General features: G+C 42.0%; 21 protein-coding genes. 8 read left to right on the forward strand and 13 right to left on the reverse strand.

Features of this window, described 5'->3' with window-relative positions; all coding sequences use genetic code 11:
* Positions 1 to 124: 124 nt before the first annotated feature.
* From NHH15_RS05305 to NHH15_RS05315, 3 genes are read left to right on the forward strand one after another with little or no spacing between them, the layout of a single operon-like run.
* Complete coding sequence (locus NHH15_RS05305) at positions 125 to 685, forward strand: CD3072 family TudS-related putative desulfidase (protein WP_262065614.1); 561 nt, start codon at positions 125 to 127, stop codon at positions 683 to 685.
* Positions 682 to 1482, forward strand: a complete 801-nt coding sequence (locus NHH15_RS05310; RefSeq protein WP_262065615.1) for a transporter substrate-binding domain-containing protein — start codon at positions 682 to 684, stop codon at positions 1480 to 1482. Before NHH15_RS05305 ends, NHH15_RS05310 begins: the two co-directional genes overlap by 4 nt.
* Before the next feature lie 9 nt (positions 1483 to 1491).
* On the forward strand, positions 1492 to 2157 hold the full coding sequence (locus NHH15_RS05315) for an amino acid ABC transporter permease (protein ID WP_262065616.1): 666 nt from the start codon (positions 1492 to 1494) through the stop codon (positions 2155 to 2157).
* Positions 2158 to 2252: 95 nt separating this feature from the next.
* On the opposite strand, the gene fabV is transcribed toward NHH15_RS05315, so the two are convergent.
* Positions 2253 to 3419, reverse strand: a complete 1167-nt coding sequence (fabV, locus tag NHH15_RS05320) for an enoyl-ACP reductase FabV (protein ID WP_262065617.1) — start codon at positions 3417 to 3419, stop codon at positions 2253 to 2255.
* 250 nt (positions 3420 to 3669) lie between these two features.
* On the opposite strand from fabV, the gene pfkB reads away from it, so the two are divergent.
* The 5 genes from pfkB to NHH15_RS05345 are packed head-to-tail and all read left to right on the forward strand — an operon-like array spanning position 3670 to position 9175.
* Positions 3670 to 4614 carry a 1-phosphofructokinase gene (gene pfkB, locus NHH15_RS05325; protein WP_262065618.1) on the forward strand — a complete coding sequence of 315 codons (945 nt, stop codon included), beginning with the start codon at positions 3670 to 3672 and terminating at the stop codon, positions 4612 to 4614.
* Entirely contained in the window at positions 4592 to 6484 is a 1893-nt protein-coding gene (locus tag NHH15_RS05330; RefSeq protein ID WP_262065619.1) for a PTS fructose transporter subunit IIABC, read from the forward strand. Before pfkB ends, NHH15_RS05330 begins: the two co-directional genes overlap by 23 nt.
* Before the next feature lie 20 nt (positions 6485 to 6504).
* The gene (locus NHH15_RS05335; protein WP_262065620.1) at positions 6505 to 6762 is read left to right on the forward strand and encodes an HPr family phosphocarrier protein; all 258 of its coding nucleotides are present in this window, start codon (positions 6505 to 6507) and stop codon (positions 6760 to 6762) included.
* Positions 6763 to 6783: 21 nt separating this feature from the next.
* Positions 6784 to 8436, forward strand: a complete 1653-nt coding sequence (ptsP, locus tag NHH15_RS05340; RefSeq protein WP_262065621.1) for a phosphoenolpyruvate--protein phosphotransferase — start codon at positions 6784 to 6786, stop codon at positions 8434 to 8436.
* Positions 8426 to 9175 (forward strand): DeoR/GlpR family DNA-binding transcription regulator, encoded by a 750-nt coding sequence (locus NHH15_RS05345; RefSeq protein WP_262065622.1) that lies wholly within the window; start codon positions 8426 to 8428, stop codon positions 9173 to 9175. The genes ptsP and NHH15_RS05345 overlap by 11 nt, the downstream gene beginning before the upstream one ends.
* Position 9176: 1 nt before the next feature.
* On the opposite strand, the gene NHH15_RS05350 is transcribed toward NHH15_RS05345, so the two are convergent.
* From NHH15_RS05350 to NHH15_RS05405, 12 genes are all read right to left on the reverse strand, one after another.
* A complete protein-coding gene (locus tag NHH15_RS05350; protein ID WP_262065623.1) occupies positions 9177 to 10034 on the reverse strand; it encodes a MerR family transcriptional regulator in 858 nt (285 codons plus the stop codon).
* A 4-nt stretch (positions 10035 to 10038) separates the two neighbouring features.
* Complete coding sequence (locus NHH15_RS05355; protein WP_262065624.1) at positions 10039 to 10782, reverse strand: ABC transporter permease; 744 nt, start codon at positions 10780 to 10782, stop codon at positions 10039 to 10041.
* Positions 10782 to 11495, reverse strand: coding sequence for an ABC transporter ATP-binding protein (locus tag NHH15_RS05360; RefSeq protein WP_262065625.1), 714 nt, complete (start codon positions 11493 to 11495; stop codon positions 10782 to 10784). Before NHH15_RS05360 ends, NHH15_RS05355 begins: the two co-directional genes overlap by 1 nt.
* 130 nt (positions 11496 to 11625) lie before the next feature.
* On the reverse strand, positions 11626 to 12042 hold the full coding sequence (locus NHH15_RS05365) for a division/cell wall cluster transcriptional repressor MraZ (protein ID WP_262065626.1): 417 nt from the start codon (positions 12040 to 12042) through the stop codon (positions 11626 to 11628).
* A gap of 157 nt (positions 12043 to 12199) precedes the next feature.
* A complete protein-coding gene (locus NHH15_RS05370; RefSeq protein ID WP_262065627.1) occupies positions 12200 to 13606 on the reverse strand; it encodes a serine dehydratase alpha family protein in 1407 nt (468 codons plus the stop codon).
* Positions 13599 to 14486, reverse strand: coding sequence for an isocitrate lyase/PEP mutase family protein (locus NHH15_RS05375; protein ID WP_262065628.1), 888 nt, complete (start codon positions 14484 to 14486; stop codon positions 13599 to 13601). Before NHH15_RS05375 ends, NHH15_RS05370 begins: the two co-directional genes overlap by 8 nt.
* Positions 14483 to 15922 carry a glutamate mutase L gene (locus NHH15_RS05380; RefSeq protein WP_262065629.1) on the reverse strand — a complete coding sequence of 480 codons (1440 nt, stop codon included), beginning with the start codon at positions 15920 to 15922 and terminating at the stop codon, positions 14483 to 14485. Before NHH15_RS05380 ends, NHH15_RS05375 begins: the two co-directional genes overlap by 4 nt.
* 24 nt (positions 15923 to 15946) lie before the next feature.
* A complete protein-coding gene (locus tag NHH15_RS05385) occupies positions 15947 to 17059 on the reverse strand; it encodes a 2-methylaconitate cis-trans isomerase PrpF family protein (RefSeq protein ID WP_262065630.1) in 1113 nt (370 codons plus the stop codon).
* Positions 17056 to 19431 (reverse strand): LeuD/DmdB family oxidoreductase small subunit, encoded by a 2376-nt coding sequence (locus NHH15_RS05390; RefSeq protein WP_262065631.1) that lies wholly within the window; start codon positions 19429 to 19431, stop codon positions 17056 to 17058. Before NHH15_RS05390 ends, NHH15_RS05385 begins: the two co-directional genes overlap by 4 nt.
* 1 nt (position 19432) lies before the next feature.
* On the reverse strand, positions 19433 to 20623 hold the full coding sequence (locus NHH15_RS05395; protein WP_262065632.1) for an aconitase family protein: 1191 nt from the start codon (positions 20621 to 20623) through the stop codon (positions 19433 to 19435).
* A gap of 16 nt (positions 20624 to 20639) precedes the next feature.
* On the reverse strand, positions 20640 to 22904 hold the full coding sequence (locus NHH15_RS05400; protein WP_262065633.1) for a xanthine dehydrogenase family protein molybdopterin-binding subunit: 2265 nt from the start codon (positions 22902 to 22904) through the stop codon (positions 20640 to 20642).
* A complete protein-coding gene (locus tag NHH15_RS05405) occupies positions 22894 to 23382 on the reverse strand; it encodes a (2Fe-2S)-binding protein (RefSeq protein WP_262065634.1) in 489 nt (162 codons plus the stop codon). Before NHH15_RS05405 ends, NHH15_RS05400 begins: the two co-directional genes overlap by 11 nt.
* Position 23383 lies beyond the last annotated feature (1 nt).

Here is a 23383-nt window from a genome sequence, read left to right on the forward strand (position 1 = left end):
TTTCGTGTAAGGAAAACTTTATTTTTTTCAGAGCGATTGATAGATAGTATCTATACACTTATATCGTATAACAATTAGACCTCCTAATTTGATTCGCCTATAATCTTATAAAAAGGAGGTTTTTATGAAAAGAAGTAACAAGATCGTCTTAGTATCCCATTGCATCTTAAACCCAAATGCAAAAGTACATGGATTAGTTGATTTCACAATGCAGCATTCTATTGTAAAAGATCTGCTAGATATGAATATTGGAATAATCCAGCTCCCCTGTGTAGAGCAGGATATGTGTGGCATCAGACGTTGGGGACAAGTGGTTGAGCAATTAGATTTTCCAAATTTCAAGAACCGATGCCGTGAATTATTAACACCAATTCTCAATCAAGTAGTTGATTTCTATGAGCATAATTACCACCTTCTTGGTGTAATAGGAATGGATGGAAGTCCCACCTGTGGTGTACACTACACCTGCAGTGGTGACTGGTATGGTGAAATTGGTGAAAACTTCAACCTAACAAATAAAATCAAATCATTACACTACCAAAACCGTCCAGGTGTTATGATCCAGGTCTTACAAAAGATGTTGTCTGACGCCCGGCTCACCATTCCATTTTATGCTCTGGATGAGGAAAATCTTGGCAGGAGCCAAGAAAAAATTATAAAACAAATAAAGGGAGAACTAGAATGAAAAAAAATTTATTAACAGCAATTACAGTAACTTTGGTATTGGGAATTCTATTTACAGGATGTAGCAAGAAAGATTCTACACAAAAAAATTCCGACACTTCCAATAAGAATCTAATAAAAACGGGCGAACTTCTTATCGGTATGTGTCCTGAATATCCTCCCTTTGAAAGTGTAAATGAGGAGGGAAACATTGAAGGATTCGATGTGGATTTAGCCACTGCAATAGGTGATGAATTAGGCCTGGAAACCTCATGCGTGAATACTCCTTGGGAGGGCTTAATTGCTGGTCTTCAAAATAAGGACTTTGACATTATTATGTCAGGTATGTCTCCTGAAGAAGCAAAGGAGGCCGGTGATATTGTAAATGTAACCGATTCCTACTACTCTCTTAAAGAAATCATTGTAACAACAGACAAGAGTATCTCAAATAAAGAAGATTTAGCGGATAAGAAAGTGGGCTGTCACACAGGAAGTGCCTCTGAATTTGCTCTTCAGCATTTAATAGAATCGGGAGTTTCTGCTGAGGCCATACCTTATAATAGACATTCCGAAGCCTACGCCGACTTACTCAATGGAAATTTAGATGCAATGGTTGTAGAATTACCTTGGGCAGAACAAAAGATTGAGGAAAACAGTGATGCAATTATCGTTGATGATCCTGTTCAAGTGTTTGAGATTGCAGGAGTATTAGCTAAAGGTTCTGATTCCTTAACAGATGATTATAACAAAGCTCTAAAAACACTGAAGGACAATGGTAAATACGATGAAATTGTCAACAAATGGTTCGTAGAAGAATAAGAGCAGCTTATGAATAATCTTGATTTTAGCACCTTAATACCTTTTTTACCTCTTTTGCCCGACGCATTATTAATCACACTTAAAATTGGGGTTTTAGGCTTTTTTCTGGCCCTTCTGATTGCAATTGTAATTGGATGCTTGCGAAGTACACATATGCCAAAGCTGCCTTCCTTTTTATTAGGCGCATATGTAGAACTTTTTAGAGGAACCCCTCTACTGGTTCAACTGTTTATTGTGTACTATGGATTACCCTCTCTTGGCATTAAGCTCGGTCCATTTCAGGCAGCTGTTCTTACAATGGGACTCAATAGCGGCGCTTATTTATCCGAAAATGTAAGAGCTGGTATTTTGGCTGTCGAAAAGGGGCAATATGAAGCCGCCTCCGTGCTTGGATATAATTATATACAAACTATGTTTTATATTGTATTACCACAGGCTCTTAGAATAGCAGTTCCATCCTTTATGAACGGATTCTCATCAATTATTAAAGAGACTTCTATTGTATCCGTTCTACCACTAATTGAACTAACAAAACTTGGAAATCAAATATATGCCAGAACGTATCACCCCTTCGAAATCTACATTTCTTTGGGTATTATCTACTTTCTGCTTACTTACTTCTTTACGCTTCTTGCAAAGCTAATTGAGAAGCGAATGGCTGAATGGCTGACCTGATTCATGCCAAGTGATTTTCCAAAAACTATCATAGCCTTTCTATCAAAAAAGCAGGTGATTACTCAATTGCAATCACCTGCTTTTCAACTTCTTTCTTATTGAATATCTACATCTGCCTCATAATCCACACCTGGAATATCAAAGCCAAATATGTTAAGAAAATCTTCACGATATCCCTGCATATCTCCTATTTCATTTATATTTTCACTGGTTACCTGCTCCCATAATTCTTTAATCTGATTCTGAACCTCATCCTTCATTTCAAAATCATCTAATCGAATGCGTCCCTGTTCATCAACTAAAACCGGCTCACTATAAAGACGGGCAAAAAGGCGTTGGGTTTGCTGGATACATCCTTCATGTACACCTTTTTCCTTCATCACTCGATACATTAACGCAATGTATAAGGGTACAACAGGTATTGCGGAAGAAGCTTGGGTTACTAACGCTTTATTAACAGACACGTATGCTCTGCCTTTAATACTTTCCATTATCTCTCCCAATTCTTTCGCTGTCTTGTCCAAATCTGCTTTGGCACGTCCAATTGTTCCATTGGTATATATACTATGGGTTTGACTGGGGCCTATATAAGAATACGCCACAGTATGAGCATCTTCTGCAAGCATTCTGTTCTCCAGTAACAGCTCAATCCAATCCTTCCAGTCACTTCCTCCCATTACTGCAACTGTATCCTCTATTTCCTCAGCACTGGCAGGTTCCACCTTCACCATTGATACTACACCTGTGTTCACATCTATCGTTCTTTCTTCAAAAGACTGATCAATTGGCTTTATCACAGAGCGGTATACCTTTCCTGTGTCTGAATCTGTCTTTCTTGGTGCTGCAAGAGAGTATATCACACAATCAACCTGCTGCCCCGGCAACGTCTTAATTGCCTCGATTACTTGTCTTTTTACATCTGGGGAAAAGGCATCCCCGTTTATGGAACAGGAAATTCTACCTTCCTTTTTAGCCAATGCATCAAATGCCTTGGTGGTGTAATATCCTGCTGAGCCCGTCCTTTTCTCAGAAGGCTCTTTGTCAAAATGTACACCAATTGTATCTGCTCCTCCTGCAAAGCAAGCAGTAATTCTGCTGGCAAGACCATAACCTCCGGATGCGCCAATCACAAGAACTCGTTTTGGCATATCCTTAATTGGATTTCCTTTTGCATATTCTGCCTGCAATTGAACACTCTTCTCACATCCTACCGGATGAGCCGTTGTACATATAAACCCTTTTATTCTTGGCTTCACTATCATATTATTTTCGCCTCTCATTTAAATCCTTTTTAAATAGCAAATTTTATTATAAAGGAAATATAAGGTTGTGTAAATATAATATATTGATTGCCTCGCACAAATACAGTACCGCTTTTTCGAATTCAGTCAAACTCAGTCATATTAATGCATATTCAACAAAACTTTTCTTGGATGTTTGTGAATAAATATGATTGATTTTGATTTAGTTTGACTGTATACTAAACTTAATTCATTAGAACAGGAGGATTATATGATTTATACAGTTACGTTTAACCCGTCTTTGGACTACATTGTTTCAGTACCCGACTTCACATTGGGACTGACCAATCGTACCAGCCATGAAATGATTCTTCCCGGCGGTAAAGGAATAAACGTTTCCATGGTTTTAAAAAATCTTGGGGTGGATAATACGGCTCTTGGCTTTATCGCCGGATTTACCGGTGAAAAAGTCCGACAAGAACTTGAGAAGCTCGGTATTAAAAATGCGTTTATTCAACTGGATGATGGCTTTACTAGAATCAATGTAAAACTTGCCTCAACAGAAGGTACTGAAATCAATGGGATTGGTCCAACCATCAGCAAGTCTCATCAGGAAAAACTACTGCAACAGTTGGACACATTAAAAAAGGGTGACGCCCTTATTCTTGCTGGAAGCATACCTCAATCTTTGGATGATGATATTTACAGTAACATATTAGAACGATTAAAAGAAAAAGATATAACCATCGTTGTAGATGCCACAAAAGAGCTGTTAGTTAAGGTTCTGAAATATCATCCATTTTTAGTAAAACCAAATGTGTTCGAGTTAGGTGAAATCTTTGATACTGAAATCAAAACCAAAGCAGAGATTGCTCATTATGCAAAAGAACTTCAAAAATTAGGAGCAAGAAACGTTCTGGTCTCAATGGCTGGAGATGGTGCTTTACTATTAGAAGAAACTGGTGCCATTTTAACAGCAAAAGCTCCTGAAGGAACTTTGGTAAACTCCGTAGGCTCTGGTGATTCTATGGTAGCTGGATTCTTATCCGGTTGGTTTAAAAAGAAGGATTTACGCCACGCTTTTTCAATGGGCGTTGCGGCAGGAAGTGCCAGTGCATTTTCCCAATATTTGGCTACAGAAGAAGAAATATTAGCAATGAATGAGATTGTGAAAGGAAAGGTAGAGGAAGGTTATGAGAATAGTAGACTTAATTAACAAAAACAGCATCTCTTTAGAAGGTGCTCCACAGACAAAAGCGGATGCACTCAATCAAATGGTTGACCTAATGGCAAAGGGAGGAAATCTCACTGATGCAGACCATTACCGCAAAGAAGTTTTTAATCGTGAAGAACAAGGTAGTACAGGTTTTGGCGAAGGTATCGCAATTCCCCACGGTAAGAGCCACGGTGTTAACGCACCTGGATTAGCAGCAATGGTGATTAAGGATGGTGTTGATTTTGATTCTCTGGACGGGGAAAAAGTGCATTTAATCTTTTTGATTGCTGCTCCTGATTCAAAAGACAATGTACATCTGGACGTTTTAAGCAAACTTTCTGTCTTGCTAATGGACGAAGTATTTTCAACCAAATTGAAGAACGCTGCTTCGGTAGATGAATTTTTATCCATCATAGATGAGGCAGATGTTGAAAAGGAAGAGAAAAAGGATGTTGTAGTCAATAACGAGCAAGCTTTTATGATTTTAGGCGTTACTTCTTGTCCTACTGGTATTGCCCATACTTACATGGCTGCCGAAGGTTTAGAAAAAGCTGCCCAACAGAAAGGTTGTTTCATCAAAGTAGAGACACGTGGTTCTGGTGGTGCTAAAAATGTTCTGACCGATGATGAAATAGCCAAAGCTGATGCGATTATCATTGCTGCTGATGCAAAGGTTCCTATGGATCGATTTGATGGAAAAAAAGTAATTGAAGCTCAGGTATCTGATGGCATCAATAAAGCTGATAAACTTATTGACGAGGCCATGGGTGGTAATGTTCCAATCTACCATGCTGCAAATAAAACAACTACAACTTCCGTTAAAAAAGGCAGCATTGGTCATCAAATATATACCCAGCTAATGAATGGGGTTTCTCATATGCTTCCCTTCGTTGTAGGTGGTGGTATCCTTATTGCTCTTGCTTTCTTATTTGATGGATTTAGCGTTGACTTAAACTCGCTTCCTTTTGAAGAACGTGGAAACTTTGGCTCCATAACACCTCTTGCAGCACTCTTTAAAAATATTGGTGGAATTGCTTTTGGCTTTATGCTCCCAATTCTATCAGGCTTTATTGGAATGGCCATTGCCGATCGTCCTGCATTAGCTGTTGGTTTTGTGGGTGGAATGATTGCTTCTCAAGGGAAATCCGGCTTTTTAGGTGCTCTTGTAGCTGGTTTTGCTGCAGGTTATCTCGTACTTTTACTAAAGAAAATATTTGACAAGTTACCACCTGCAATTGAAAAAATTGCTCCTGTTTTACTCTACCCTGTCTTTGGTATTCTTATTATGGGGCTCTTGATGATTTATATCGTAGAACCTTTCATGGGTGGGGTAAATACTGCATTGAATAACGGATTAACTGGAATGGGTGAATCCAGCCGTGTTTTACTTGGATTATTACTTGGTGCAATGATGGCAACCGATATGGGTGGTCCTTTCAACAAAGCTGCTTATGTATTTGGAACAGCTGCCATCGCATCTGGAAATTATGATATAATGGCATCAGTAATGATTGGTGGAATGACTCCTCCTTGTGCCATTGCATTAGCTACTCTTCTATTCAAAAATAAATTTACAAAAGAAGAGCGTGAAGCGGGACCAACCAACTTTATTATGGGTCTTGGCTTTATCACAGAAGGTGCCATCCCCTATGCCGCTGCAGATCCATTTAGAGTAATTCCTTCCTGTATGGTGGGATCTGGTGTAGCCGGAGCCTTGAGCATGATTTTCAACTGTACACTTATGGCACCTCATGGTGGAGTGTTCGTATTTCCAGTAGTAGGAAATGCTATGATGTACATCCTTGCTCTTGTAATTGGTACGGTTGTATCTGCAATTATGTTAGGTCTATTAAAGAAAAAGGTTGATTAAGAAAGAGAGGATTATCAATTATGACAGAATTTAAATATCTTATTACTGACCCGGAAGGTATTCACGCCAGACCAGCTGGTGAATTAGTGAAACTCGCAAAAACCTTTGCTTCTGATATTAAAATCAGTGGTAACGAAAAAGTCGGAGACACGAAAAAGATTTTTTCAATCATGGCACTCTGTATAAAACAAGGACAAGAAGTCACTCTTTCTTGTGATGGTACAGATGAAGTCGAAGCTGCTGCTGCACTTGAAGGGTTTTTTAAAGAAAATTTGTAAGATTCGAAAGGAGTCCCGGTCATGGAACAATTTACTGGAAAAGGTGTCTTTCCCGGCATTGCAATTGGAAAAATCAAGCTTTACCGCAAAAACGAGCAAACAGTTAAACGTACAAAGATTGAAAATGTTGAAAAAGAAATTCAGCGGTATCTTGCCGCAGTAGATCATGCCGTTTCCCAACTTCAAGAGCTTTACCAAAAAGCTCTTGGGGAAGTTGGCGAAGCAAATGCCGCTATCTTTGAGGTTCATCAAATGATGTTACAAGATGGAGACTACAGTGAATCTGTTGAAAACATCATAAAAACCCAGATGGTTAATGCCAGCTTTGCCGTTGCCACTACTGGTGATAATTTCGCCAAAATGTTTTCCTCTATGGAAGATGCTTATATGAAAGAACGTGCTGCCGATGTCCAGGATATTACGGAGAGGCTTTTAAATAATCTCTCCGGCCATGAACTCGAGAAGAACGAAAGCACCGAACCTGTGATTATTCTTGCGAATGACCTTTCTCCTTCCGAAACAGTTCAGCTCGATAAAGAAATGGTTCTTTCCTTCGTTACTTCTGCTGGCTCAAGTAATTCTCACACAGCAATATTAGCAAAAACCATGGCAATTCCATCTCTAGTAGGCACCAAACTTCCTCTAAAGGATGAATTCGATGGAGCACTGGCTATTGTTGACGGAAATACGGGAACCATCTACATCGATCCCGATCAGGCAATTTTAGATGAATTCCAAAAAAAGAAAGAACAGGAACTCTTGGACAAGAACCTTCTCTTAAAGCTGAAAAATAAAGAAGCCATTACCCTTGACGGAAAAAAAGTTATGCTCTATGCTAATATCGGAAACGTTAAAGACTTAGGATTTGTCCTGGAATCTGGAGCCGCTGGAATTGGTTTATTCCGAAGTGAATTTATTTTTCTGGAACGAACCGACTATCCAACTGAGGAAGAACAATTTGAAATCTACAAAACCGTAGCGGAAACAATGGCAGAAAAACCCGTTATTATCCGTACTATGGATATTGGAGCCGATAAGCAGTGCGACTATTTCAATTTGGAACCCGAAGAAAATCCTGCTTTAGGGTATCGGGCGATTCGTATCTGCCTCACCAGACCAGAGCTTTTTAAGACTCAGCTGCGTGCACTTTTTAGAGCCAGTGTCTATGGAAATATACAAGTAATGTATCCTATGATTGCGAATCTCTTTGAGGTACAAAAAATCAAGGAACTCGTGGCAGAAGTAGAGACAGAACTAACGGAAGCAGGAATACAGTACCGTCTACCAAAGCAAGGCTTAATGATTGAGACTCCTGCTGCTGCTTTGATTAGTGATACACTGGCAAAGGAAGTAGACTTCTTTAGTATTGGTACAAATGATCTTTCCCAGTACACTTTAGCCATCGACCGTCAGAATCCCCACCTGGATACTTTTTATGATTCCCACCATCCTGGGCTTTTAAGCTTAATTAAGCTTGTTGTCAAAAATGCTCATAGCGCAGGAATTTGGGTTGGAATTTGTGGAGAGCTTGGAGCTGACCCATCACTCACTCAGGAATTTTTGGCCATGGGAATAGACGAACTATCCGTTTCCCCAGGCAATGTTCTGCCTATAAAAAAAGTGATTTGTGAAAGTAATATCACAGAATACGAAAGGGAAATTTATGCTAACTGAGAAACGCTGGAATTTAATCCTTCATCATCTAAATGAAAGAGGAAGCATTACAGTCACTGAACTCACTGAATTGTTGGGTGCCTCCGAATCAACTATCCGCAGAGATTTAAATACGCTGGATAAGGATGGAAAACTAAATAAAGTATTTGGTGGTGCTGTCGTCAGAGAGACTTCCCATACTACTTATGAACCCAGTTTTTCACAAAAAATCGACGCAAACCAAAAAGAAAAAAAGCTTATCGCCAAATATGCAGCCGGCTTAATTGCTCCAGAGGATTTTGTATACATTGATGCGGGAACTTCTACTGCTTATATGATTCCATATATCACTGAGAATCGTGCGACTTTTATTACAAATGGAATCCAGCATGCTCAAACTTTAGCAAAATCCGGCTTAAAGGTTATCCTGATTGGCGGTGAATTAAAAGATACGACAGAAGCTGTTGTAGGTAGTCAGGCTCTTGCCAATGTACAAGAATATCACTTCACAAAAGCTTTTATGGGAACAAATGGCGTCACAAAAAAGGAAGGCTTTACGACTCCTGATTTCAATGAAGCCTCTGTAAAAAAAGTGGCGATGATTCAGGCGCGAGACAGCTACATTTTATGTGATCATACAAAGTTTGGGATAATTAGCTCTGTCACATTTTCTCCTTTTGGAGATGCCTTTATAATAACCGATCAGGATCCAAGCGGACAGTATAAAGGGTGTAAAAATATTATTACAGTAAAAAACTGACCTATAGGGTCAGTTTTTTTATAGGAATCTGTATCTCTGTCAGCCAATCCTCAACACAATCTTTATTCCATACTCCGTCAATAAAAGATTCTCGTGGCGGCCCTATCATCTCGTAACCATTTTCTTCAACAAATTTAATGGCCGCAGCATAAGCCTTCGGCAATTCGTCATAGGGTCCCTGATGCAGTACACATGCCGCACTTTCAACGTGTGGAATCAGCTTAAACTTGATCTGATCTGTATCCTCTTTCTTTTCTGTTACACTTTCGCATATCTCCACATCCACATTTTCAGCCTTGTACCCACCATCGTGATACAAATTGAAGCAATAGGATGGCTCCAAACATTCACAACCTAATTTCTCCATCTCTACTCCCATCTGAGGTGCCACTTCAAACAAATCATTATAGGAATCTATCACTTGACGCATTGATGCAACAATCACTTCTGGCAGACTTTTTATTACAACCGTATATCTTAAAACATCTCTTTCTCCATTTAATAAGGTGTCAATTCTGGAAAGTATTTCTGTTTTTCTGGCAATCTCCTTCAATATCTCAGCACGCTTCCTTTTCAGAATACTTTCAATGGAAATCTCACCTTGCTCTTTTAGAATTTTTTTTATTTCCTCCAAAGCAAGCCCCATATCTCTAAGAGCAAGAATCTGATGCAAAATCGGAAGTTGGGCCGAGGTATAATAACGGTATCCACTCTCCGTCTCCACATAAGCTGGCTCTAACAACCCTATTTCGTCGTAATAGCGCAATGTCTTAATTGTAACGTGGTTCATTCCAGCAAACGTACCAATTCGATAACGAACTTCCTCTTCCCTTTTACAAACAATATCTTCTCCAATCATATCTTTACTCCCATCTAAATGTTTTCACACTAATTACAACACAAACAATGCTTAAAATCAACAAATATACAATTGGAAGTATGAGTTCGTTTATGGTTCCACTCGTGGATAATACTTTAAGAATCTTGATTCCTTGGGTAAGAGGGAAAATGTTTGCTACCATCTGCATTCCTTTCGGAAACAACTCATAAGGTATCGTAGCTCCTGACAACAGCAACATCGGAAAATAAACAATACTGCATACAATATTAGCACTTTTGATGGTTCTGCAAAGACTTGCAATCAACATTCCCAACGAATACATGCTGACCATAACAATAAAATATCCTAAAATGAACAGAAAAATATTTCCATTCATACGATATCCAAAAAATACAACCGCCACAATACTTATTCCCAATGCCGAAACAATTGCCGTAAGTGCTCCGATAATAATATTCCCATACACGAGCAACAATGGGCTGCTGGGAGTTACATAAAAATGTTTCAATATCTTTTTATCTCTGTAATCTGCAAGATTAATTGGGATGCCCATGAATGCACTGGCACAAATTCCAACTGTAGTAAGTGCTGCAAATGCACTATCCAGGAAAGTCATGGGCACTGGCCCCTGTATCACTTTATCTCCTGCAATTATACCAATCAAAAGTAAAATTCCGATTGGCATACAGATTCCAAAAATAACACCATCTGGGCAACGTAGGGCTAATTTCCCTTCTATACTGATAATTGTCTTCATTTTCCTCATTATTTTTCCTCCATATACCAAAGATACGCATCTTCCAGATTTTCATAAGGACTATATCCGATTACCTCTTCCACCGTACCTGTTGTAAGCATTTGACCTTTTTTTATTATCATCAATCGATCGCAGAGAGCACTTGCCTCCTCCATATAGTGAGTTGTCAAAAAGATGGTCAATCCCTTTTTCTTTAAATGAATTAGAAGCTCCCATACTTCTCGCCTTGCTTTTGCATCCAAGCCTGTCGTCAGCTCATCAAAAAATACAACTTCAGGATTTGGAATCAGTGCCAATATAATAGATAACTTTTGTCTTTCTCCACCCGATAGCCCATCGACAGGCTGCTTCCGGCAATGAGACAAGTTGAATTTTTCCAATAATTCAAGATAATCTGCTGGTTCTTGGTAAAGTACAGACAGTTCTTCACATACCTCATCAACATGGATATTATTCTGAAAGCTTGTAACTTGCAGCTGTACACCTACTTTTTCAAACAAACTTTTCCGGTGCTTTCTCGCCTCCTTTCCAAAAATCTGCGCACTCCCTTTATCTGGTTTCTTGATTCCCAAAATCATTTCTATCGTTGTGGTTTTACCTGCACCGTTGTGTCCTAATAAACCAAATACTTCTCCCTTTCCTATGCTTAATGATAAATCTGATACGACCTCTTTTGTGCCGTATCGTTTTGATAAATTTGATACTTCAATAATTTTTTTCACTCTCTCTACCTCCTTATGAATCAAGAATAATGTCTCCTGTAAGGGTAGAGTCAAGAGATTTTTAAAAACAAAAAAAAGACACCTGCCGTATCTGACAGATGCCTATCTAAGCTTATCTCATTTTCAATTTTCAGAACTCACCCAGCGAATCCAGTAATCCTGCTATTTCTGCTTCTAATTCATTAAATTCTTCATCCCATTTTCTGCATTCCCATATTTCAAAGTTATCTCCTGCACCTACAATATATAAATCCATATCCGTTGTGAACCTGGCTTCTTTTAACAAATCTTGAGATAAAATCACCTTCCCATTCACACATTGTCCCTTCTTTACCGAGACATCCATGAATTTTTCCTCTTCATGCATACTTTCTATAATTTCATCTACCAGCTCACAGGAACAGACACTAATAAAACCACATCCTACAATATATTTAACTTCTGTAACCTCTGCCAGCTTTTTTTGAAATCCCTCTGTTAATTGAATACTAAGGTCATCTCTGATTTTCGTATTATAAATACCTGTAAAAAATTGTCGGTCTTCCATACTTACTCCTTTTCAAAACCTAATCGTGTGTAACATCATTCATCCTATATAAGTGATTATACCAAACAATTTTTAAATTTCAAAATTTTTGAGAACACAATGACTTCTTTTCTGATATATAGTGATTTTTTCATCAAAATTCGAAATCGGTATGTTTTCACTCAACCAGTATTATACCGAGTCGGTTTGCAGCTTTTGTGGCATCTTCAATAGAGGGCTGTGCCTTGCGCAGTACCAGTCGTCCACCACCTCTGTTGAGGGTGTCCACTGAGCAGATGCCTTTGTCCGTAAAGATTGTGATTCTCTGTACGGATTGCTCAGATGCCTCTAAAATCTCCACTTCGATCCCAGCATCTTTCACCATCTGAACAGATTTGTCATACATTTCATAATCCTCTGTTGATGCACCATACACGGCTCCCATAAGAATGCCCGGGATGTTGATGGATCGTCGCGCGAACAACTCCGGATATAACTCCACACGCACTTTTTTTATCTTCCCCTCAACCAACTCATGGCAAATCCTTGCCGCATTCGTAGGGCTCCCAACTGCCTGACTGCTGCCCCCCACTACTGCATCTCCCAGTGTGCTCAAAATATTTCCAGCACCTTTGGCAAGGCTCTTTGCTTTCTCCGCCGCTTTTTTATTGGTCATCTGAGTCCTGGCTGCTTCCTTCTCTTTTACTTCCTGGGAAACCAATTCTTCAACTCCTGGCTTACGTTTAAAGAACGGCTCCATATATTTCACAACAGTAGGGACAATCTCCCTCCCCGATTCCATATGCACCTCTGCTGCCATGGCAAGCATAACATCAAAGGGAACGTTTACATCCATGTCTGCCTTCATACAAAGCTTTCCAGCATACATCCCAATCAGAATTGCTCCTGCTAAATGACTGGTACATAAAGCAGGCACCAATACTCTTGGTGTACAGGGTACTCCAATTGTGGGAGACAACGCTAATACCATCGCTTTTTCCATCTGTTCCGGCGTACCGCCCCCAATCGAAACCGTTGCAGCCGCAATACACGCTGCACCGGCGCCAAAGCCCTCCATGTTGCAGCCCGTTGTTACCTTCCCCACCCGGAACAAGCCGCCTATTTTTAAAATCAGCCCTGCTGTTTCGGCAACTACTTCTTCTTCATATCCATGCATAATCATTGCTTTTGTGAACCCTGCATAAGGACAAGAATCCCCTGTTCCTGCACAAGGACGAAGGCCAATGCAATGATTTCCCACCTGGGCTGCCAAGGTATAAAGTAATGCATCATCCAGAAAGGAATCTGTAAAACACTTTGAGCCCTCTTGCGCGGCTAACTGAGAGGCTACTGTCCCCAAGAGAATACTTTCCCCGTCCTTCATACCAATTTCCAACGCTCGCAGGTTATGTCTATATTCTTCCATTACCCTCGATAAAATTTCCTCTCTGAAAAGACCGGTTTGTATTGCAGCCTCAATCAGTACAACATCTGTAACTTTCACATCATATTCTTTGGCTATCTCAATCATTTCACTAACTGTCATTGGAAGCTTGCTTTCTACACTGGCTCGTAAATCAGACATTTAAAATGCTCCTTCCTGTGGCATACTTCTCTTCAATTTCTCTGATTTTTGTTAATCCAACAATTTCATTGAAGTCACTAAAAGGAACCATACTATCCAGCAACGAAGCTGTTGTATCCTCCTCGCGTGCCGCCTTCCAGAAATCTAACATCGCCTTAGTTTGAACATAGACAGAAGCTGTAGGGTAAATAATCAAGTTAAATCCCAAATCCGACAATTCCTTATTTGTTAACTGAGGTGTTCGTCCGCCTTCTACCATATTTGCAAGAGTTAAACATCCGGGAAGCTCCTCATTTATACGCTGCATTTCTTTCTTTGACTCAGGAGACTCCACAAAAATAATGTCCGCTCCCGCTTCCTTGTACTTATGAGCACGTTCCAGTGCTGCCCCAATCCCCTGGGTGGTAACTGCATCCGTGCGAGCCATAATCATAAAATCAGGGTTTACCCGTGTATCCACTGCCGCCTTTATTTTCCCTATCATTTCTTCCGTCGGAATCACTTCCCGCCCTGTCATATGTCCACATTTTTTGGGCATCACCTGATCTTCCAGCTGAATCACTGCAACACCAGCTTTTTCATATTCCCGAACGGTACGCATTACATTTACAGCATTCCCAAAGCCGGTATCTGCATCAGCAATAACCGGTATTTCCGTACATTCCACCAGGTTTGCAGCCCGGGCAACCATTTCACTCATCGTCATAAGACCTACATCCGGTTTTCCCAGATGACTGGCAGATTGTCCATATCCTGTCATATATACTGCGTCAAATCCCAGTGTACTAATAATTCTTCCGGTGAGCATATCATGGGCTCCCGGTGCTACAATTGTATTCTTTGTAGCAAATAGTTCCCTCATTCGTTTTGGACCATTCATATCTGTTCGACTCCTTCTTCTACATATTCTTTTAAAAATCTCAGGACTGCATCTGGATAATGTCTGCTCAGTACACCCATTGCATACAGGAGATAGTCTCTGTCCAGAACAATCTGAGGCTTTTCTACTGGAAAAAGAGAAATGCCGGGATTCTCAAAGCAATGCTCCAGTACCTCTTTTCCCTCTTCCGGGTCGGAATGCACAAACATTCCACCCACACAGAGTACCTTTCCAACGTTTCTCAAATCACGGCCTACTGCCGTTCCTGCCATTATTCCCATCACCGGGTCAGAAACCTTAGCATAGTGTCCGGCATGACGTCGAAGAGATACGTTAATGGCACATGTAGCAAGTGCCCTCTCCAATACTCTTTCTTCCTCTGTCTGAGGTACGTAATCCGGATACGTCTCAAGGTGACAGGCAAATCTCAGGACCTCTTCACCAGTCGCCTTACAATTTTGTCCACCTGCATGAATAATTGCCTCTGTTCCAACAGTCTCTGGTATCCCTGTTGCACTTACACGCATTCCCAGATTGCCTTCTACTGTACGGTAAGAAAATTGTTTTTCATTATTGATAACCAAACCACGCTCTTCTATTGCCAACTCCTCAAGCTCCGGTAAAACCGAATGAATATCTGTTGTTGCACCACCTATATCCACCAAAATGAGCGCTCCAATCCCCTCCTCTTCATAGGTGCCTTTTGCCAATAGTTCACTGGCAAGAAGTACTGCTCCAGGAGTAGGTACTACCCTCTGATCAGCTAACCCCTCACGAAATTCAACCAGCCCTTTCCCTTGGGTAATCTGTCGGATGAACTGTTCATGGATTGACTCCCGGGCTGACTTTACCCGAAGTTCATGGATGGTTGGCAATATATTAGGAACACAAACACAACGGATTCCAGCTTTCATAAGCTTTTGGGAAACCTTTCTTTGAGCGCTCTTGTTACAGGCCACAATAACAGTAGCCTGACTGGGAAGCTTGCAAATCATTTCAGCATTTTCCAATACACATTTCTCATCTCCTCCGTCTGTTCCACCTGAAAGTAAAATGATATCTGGATTAATTTCTAGTAAAACCTCTCTTCGGTAGTTTAATGGTTCGTCTGCTGAAATCACCTGCATCACTCTGGCACCTGCAGTCATAGCCACCTCCTTAGCTGCTTTGACAGTCACACGAGGCATATACCCAAGGGCCACCATACGGAGACCACCTGCTGCACTGCAGGAACTATAGCGCTTCACATCTTTCTCAAGTTCTATTCCCTGCTTTCTTACACTTTCTTCTGCTCTTTTTGCGCCTTTTCCAATATTCTCAATGGTGGTAAGAGACTGTCCTCTCCCGAGAAAGCTAAGCTTTCCCTCTTCAAGGCGAAAAGCGGCTGCCTTTGTATAGGTGCTTCCTACATCGTAGACTACAATATTTCCCTGCATCCCTTCTCCCTCCCTTTTACCATACTATTCTTCATTTGGAATCAATACATAGCCTTCCATCAGCCGTCGGGCAGTACGTACAAGAGCGGCTTTCTTAACCTGAATTCCATCTACCTCAGCCACAACAGGAATCACACCCGCTGGATGTCCAATGCGTATCTTTTCCAGTTTCTCTGCATCGTCTATCATCTGATTTACAATCGTCCCATTGATTTTAGCAGCAGCACCAGTACAAGCTGTTGCTGTTCCTGCGTAGGTCTTGTGTACCACCTGCATAAACATCAGCCTGGAAACAATATCCACTTCCTTTTTGGGAATAACCTTGCCCGATGTAAAATCGATAGAATCCTCTGCCTTTGTTACAAAGGCAAGCATTGGAAATGCTGGTGAAGATGTCATGCCAATCATGTCACAGCACTTGGTTCGTATTTCCTCCAGGTAATCCAACAAAGTACTGTTTCCATCTATCACCGCCGGCTCCTCTGTACCCTTCATATTCACATCGGCTGCGCGAATAAACACACAAGGATTCGCTACATCTACAATCGAAACTTCTATTGATCCCTGACTGGTTTCCAAGACGTCTATAGGATTACCTGTTGGCAGAACTTTTCCCGTAGCTGCACCGGCAGTCGCTGCAAAATCCATCCATATCGGCGCTCCCATTCCAGGAACACCTGCGATTATACAATCTCCTTTGACACGGGCTTTTCCATCCCTTACCTGCACCTCACCATACAACATTTTTCCTGTGTTAGTATTATAGATTCGCACCCTTGTCACAGGCTCCTTTGCTTCAATTAACGATTCGTCAATTGCAAATGGTCCCACTCCTGAGGAAATATTCCCACAATTACCACTGTAGTCTACAACCCTCTCATGGATTGACACTTGAGCAAAGGTATAGTCTACATCTGCATCCTCTCGATTTGATGAACCAACAATGGCAAGCTTACTTGTCAGGGGATCCGCTCCTCCCAGACCATCTATCTGACGTACACCCGGACTGCCGAAAATACGTAGAATCTCTTCATCTCTCCGCTTTGGATCAGTGGGAAGATCATTGGCCTTTATATAAATCCCTTTACTGGTTCCTCCTCGAATGATAACGACTGGAATCCTTTTCTGCTCCCTCATAAAACATCATCTCCTTTTTTTATCTTTTCCTCAATCAGTCTTGTAATCGTCTCAAGACACTGCTCCGGCGTAGAGTTCGGTCCAAAAAAAGCATCCACTCCCAGAAAACCTACACCTTCTTCTTTTATTTTCTCTTCATAGAAATTGTGTTCTTCCTCTTTCTCTGCAATCCTGCCACCTGCCCAGACAACCATTTGATCTCTTAGCCCCAGTTCCTTTAATCGCTGGGATACTCGGGGGAAAAGAGTTCCTCCTAAACCAAGAAGGTTACTCACACCAATTGCATCTGCATTCACTTCAGCTGCTACCTCTGCCACCGTCTCCGGCAGATTCATTCCTCGCAGAAAGACCACATCAAATCCTGCATGCTGAAAGGTCTCCCGAATCAAATTGACACCATTGACATGGGCATCTGCTCCAATTGTAGCAACCACAATTTTCTGTGAACGTGTGGGCTCCCGTTCCGGCTCCACATGGACATCCTGAGCCGTAATTGCAACCCTGGAAGAATCAACCATTTGAGGAGTGTACCCTGGTATATAACGTTTGATTCCATCTGGATCACGGTTTACCTTCACAAACCGCTTCAAATCCCATCCACCTGCTCTGGGACAATCCAGCTTTCCGGATTTACCTCCCTCAACAATCAAGTCAATAAGCTCTGTATCTTTCCACTGCATCCAAAATTGAGGTGTAATAGCCTTTGGCTTCAAACTACGTTCCGGAAGGTTTAGTACCGCCTCTAACACAGCCATTGCCTCCTCCAGAATCTCTTTCTTTCGTTCCGTGATACGGCTGTCTTCAATATCCACTCCATAAGTATTTGTGAATACATTGTTGGTTCCCCAAATCGCCCGTCCCATGGATGATCCCGTTGGGATTCCTACGGATTCAGCTGCCTTTGGCCGGTAAAAATCGGCACCTCCCAGTTTTGCATTAACCGCCATGCGGGCAAAGTGTGCAGCTTCTGCAATTAAATCCTCCGGCGGACTTTGAAATGTTTCCGGAACAACAATTAATCCATCACTCCACAAGGTTTCCCGGAAAGCACGCATAAGGGCTAAATCAGCAAAAATGTTAATTCCACCCACATTCATCTGTATGGCTGAAAGCTCTCTGGGAAGTCCGCTATGAATCGCCAGTCCTTCTGCAAGAAGACACATAGCAAGAGCCATGCCGTCTGTTCCTCCTATATTGTTCAAATGCTTGTGAGACTCCAGCTGAACATAAATATTGTTTTCTCCGCAAATCTGCAGTGCTTTATAACCATTTTCCACCTTCGTTCTGTAGTCATGAATCCCCCTTCCACCAAAGTGAACATGGAGAACCGGTCCAATATCGGTGCCGTCAAATCCAGCAATAAAAGCATTTAATATTGAAAGATGAGGTGTATCACCGGTGGCATTAATGCGCAGGGGATGCTTTACCCCTCCACCCATCTGGATAAACTCCCTTTCTCCTTTTGGTGTGATACCGCCCTTTCCTCTGGATTGGTCTATAAGCTCACGTCCTTTAAGAGGATCTATATGACGGGTCGCCTCACTGTGGACAAAATGAAATAAAGTCTCATCTAATTTCTCTGCAAAAGCATACATTTCTTCTGATTCCTTAATGGTCTCCTCTGCTGAATTTCGTCCAAGAATCGGATTCTGCACAGGCCATCCCCGTTCTCTTGCCTTTCTTGCCAATTCATAAATACGGTAACCACTGCGCACAGTGCCGGCCACCTCACGGGGATACGGTGCCGGAAGTCCTGTCACCTCTCCATTTTCATCAATATCCGGCATCACAACACCGAAGCACTCTCCGTAAGCTCGTAAAGCTTCTATATCCTCTTTAATAATTTGTTTCGTTTTTTTCTGCATTGTCAGGTTTCTCCTTGATATTAGTCCTAATTCCATACGAACACGGGGAATCAATCCTCCCCATTGCAATGTCTTACTTGTAATTTCTGATATCGCCTTAAGATTTTGAATCACTCCTTCTGAAATAAACTGTCCTTTATCCAAATCCGCTTCACAGATATCTCCTGTTTTCACAAAATCTACTACATCAGCCTCCCATACAGGTAATCCAATGTTAATGGCATTACGGCGGAAAATCCGGGCAAAGCTTTTGGCAATTATTAAAGAGACTCCAAACTGTTTCAACGCAAGAGGAGCTTGCTCTCTGGAAGAACCACATCCAAAATTACGTCCGGCAACTAGGATTGCTCCTGGAGTGCAAATCGATTGGAAGTCAAACTCCGCCAGCCCGGTCATAGCGTATTCTCCCAGCTTGTCGTAAGGCTCTGACATGGCGTAGCCGGGAAGAATCTGATCCGTATCCACATCATCACCTAAAACAACTATCTTTCCTTTGATTCTCTCCATATTACACACTCCTTGCTGGCACAGTGATTTTCCCTGCCACCGCAGTCTCTGCCGCAGTAGCGGGAGAAGCCAAATAAATCTCCGTCTTTAAATTTCCCATGCGTCCAGGAAAATTGCGGTTTGTAGTTGATACAACTATATCCCGCTCATTGGTTAAGCCTTCATGTGCACCAAAACATGGTCCACATCCAGGATTCAACACCGTGGCTCCTGCATCCCGGATCACCTTGCACCATCCCAGCTCTTCCATCTCTTTCAGCACTTCCTTTGAAGAAGGTATAATCAATGTGTTTACATCTGGATGTACCGACTTTCCCTCAAAAACCTTTACCACCTGTGCCATATCATACAGACGTCCATTCGTACAGGAACCTATTACCACCTGAGTAACAGGCTTCCCTTCTACTTCCTTCACTGTTACCACATTAGCCGGTGAAAAGGGACAGGCAATCTGCGGTTCCAGTATATTTAAATCAATTTCCCGCAGCTCCGTGGTATCAGAGTCATATTCTATGCCTCCAAAAAGAGTAATCATTGCACCAAGCTCGATTCCCATATTGCATACGGTCATTCTCTCGGAAATTGAAAACTTTTCAATCCCCGGACCAGTAAAAAGAAGCCCTCGATCCACAAAATAGTCTGTGCCAAATAGTTTCCCCAAATAAAGAATCAAATCTTTTCCAAATACGTTAGAAGGACATTTTCCATGAAGGTAAATTTGAACCACCTCAGGAACCTCCAGATCCAATCTGCCAGTCGCCATTACCGCTGCCAGCTCTGTTGAACCAACTCCAATTCCAATGGCTCCATATCCTCCACAGGTTCCCGTATGGGAATCTGCAATTACTACCAGTTCACCTGGCTGTACACAGTGCTTTTCATAGATTAACTGGTGTATTACCCCTTCTCCCCGCTGGTAGAGACGAATTCCAAACTCCTTGGCGAAATCACTCATAACCCATACATTGTTCCTGGCTTTCTCTGTTGAAGCGGGATAAATATGATCTGCAACAAAGACTACTTTTTCCGGGTCAAACACCTTATCTACTCCAATCTTGCGGAACATATCGATTGCAATTGGAGCCGTAACATCATGAGCCCCAGCCAAACTCACCTTACAGGAAATCTCCTGCCCTGGATCAACTTTTTCCATATCGGCTGCTTTCGCCAAATATTTTTCAATTATATTCATTTTTTCATCTTCTTTCTTAAGGACATTTCTTGTAATACTCCCTCATGATATCAATCGGTTGTATGGGAAGTTTTCCAAAATGGATATCCAATGCATTCTCTACCCCATCTGCTGTGGCAGGTATTGCAGGTATCAGAGCAGGCTCTCCCACTCCCTTTGCACCAAATGGTCCTGCTTCTCCAGCACTCTCCACCACAATTGGATATATATTGGGCACGTCCATCATGGTTGCCAGCAAATACTTTGAGAACAGAGGATTTGTGATTTTTCCATCCTTTACTTCCGTTTTTTCCAGTAAAGCGAATCCCGTACCCATCACCACACCTCCCTCAATTTGTCCTTCTACCGCATGTACATTCACTGCCGTTCCCACATCATGGGCAGAAATGACATTGAGGACATCTACCAGTCCGGTTTCAATATCTACTTCCAAATCCACAAGGGCAGCGGCGTAGGAATAAACTTCAAAAGGTGAACCTGTCATATCCTTTGGATCAAGACCTGTTGTCACGGGATTGTAGGAACCACAACCTAATGCCAGCTTACCCAGCCGTTTCATCTCTCCCATAAGTTCACCGTAATCCATACGTACCTCTGAATGAGCCTTTACCCTGATTTCTCTGTCCTGAAAAACCAGCTGATCAGCAGAAGTTTTCAAATAATCTGCTGCCACTGAGGCTAATGTTTCTTTCGCCATACGAGCTGCTAAAAGAGTGGCGTTACCCGATATGAAGGTCTGGCGGCTTGCTGAACTGGCTCCACCTTCCGGCGTCACCTGAGTATTGGCAAATGTGACATGAACATCTTCGTATGTCAGTCCTAATTCTTCTGCTGCAATCTGAGCCATTACAGAAGTCGAGCCTTGTCCAATATCAGCACAGCCTACCATAAGATTCACGCTGGCATCCGGTAATACCTCAAGAAATGCTCCCGCAGGATTGGGGAGCCCGGTATTCCCGATTCCATAATACATACAGCCATAGCCGCGGCCACGCCGCTTGCTCGGTCCAGAAGGAATACAAGAGGGCAAAACCTCCTTTGCCTTTTCCCTGACGGCTTCCAAACATGGTATGAAACCAACATTATTGTCCAGCTTTTGTCCAGTAGGAGTTGTGGTACCAGGACGATGGGCATTCAATAATCTCAGCTCAATAGCATCCATGCCTAATTTCTTCGCAATTGCATTCATCTGTCCTTCATGGGCAACTGCAACCTGGGGCACTCCAAATCCCCGGAAGGCACCTGCCATTGGATTATTCGTGTAATAAAAGGAAGCGTCCACCCGTACATTTGGAACCTCATACGGACCAGCTGCATGAACTGCCGCCCGTGTTATCACTGCCGGTCCATAAGATGCGTAGGCACCAGAATCACTGGTTATATTGACCTGAACTGCCTTTATTTTTCCATCCTTTGTTGCACCCGTTTTATAATGCAGCTTCATCGGATGACGTTTAGAGGACAACAGGGTTGACTCTTCCCGGGAACGTACAATTTTTACTGGCCGCCCTGTATAATATGCCAGCAATGCCCCATGACACTGTACTGAGATATCTAGTTTTCCTCCAAACCCTCCACCCGTTGTCATCTGCACAGAAACAACCCGGTTATTTGGAAGGTTCAACATTGCTGCAATTTCTCCCCGGTCATAATGGGGGTTCTGGGTAGAACTATGCACCGTCATAATTCCATTCTCATAATGAGCCAAGCCAGCTTCCGGTTCGATAAACATATGAGACAGCATAGGGGTTTCATAATCATTCTCTACAATGACATCGCAGTTTTTAAAAGCCTCATCTACATTTCCATGCTCCAAGTGTTTTATCTGATATTGATTTCTGTCCCCATGTATTTTCGGTGCATCCTTCTTGGCTGCCTGTTCAATGGTAAGCACCGGTTCGTGTTCCTCATATTCCACACGAATGGCTTCCAAAGCCTCTTGTAGCAACTCTCTGCTTTCCGCTGCCACCAATGCAATTGCATCTCCGTAGCGCCGTATTTTATCCTCTACCAGAATTGGTTCATCTTTCAAAATAATCCCAATGCGATTCTTTCCTGGAATATCTTGATGGGTCAAAACACATTCCACACCAGGAATTGCCAATGCCCCTGATGGATCAAAAGACTTCACAACGCCTGCAACGATTGAGCTCCGGAAAACACCGCCCCACAGCATCCCCGGCACCTTCATATCCGCCGCAAACCGAGCAGTTCCCATAACCTTGTCCAGTGCATCCTTCCTGGTTACACTCTTCCCCATAACAGAATAATTATGATTCATGTTTCAATGCCCCCTTTGCGTCCCTTGCTGTTTTCACAGCTTGAAAAATCTTTGCGTAACCGGTACAACGGCACAGATTACCAGACATAGCCTGCTTTATTTCTTCATCTCCAGCTTTTGGGTTCTTATCCAAAAGAGCTTTTGCCGCCAGAATCATCCCTGGTGTACAGTATCCACATTGTACCGCTCCCACATCCATAAATGCCTTCTGGATGTAGTTTGGTTTCCCATTTTCAGACACGCCTTCCAAGGTAACAATTTGGCTCCCCTCCGCCTGCCCCACAAGCATAAGGCATGAGGTTACAGCTTCCCCATTAAAAATAATTGTACATGCACCGCACTCTCCCTCACCACAGCCTTCCTTAACACTGGTTAGATCCATATCCTCTCTGAGAAAATCCACCAGACGCTTATTGGGCTCTGTTAAGACAACGACATCCTTGCCATTCAGATTAAAATTAATTGTAATCTTCTCCATA

It is taken from the genome of Aequitasia blattaphilus (assembly GCF_024721305.1).
GTDB classification, from domain to species: domain Bacteria; phylum Bacillota; class Clostridia; order Lachnospirales; family Lachnospiraceae; genus Aequitasia; species Aequitasia blattaphila.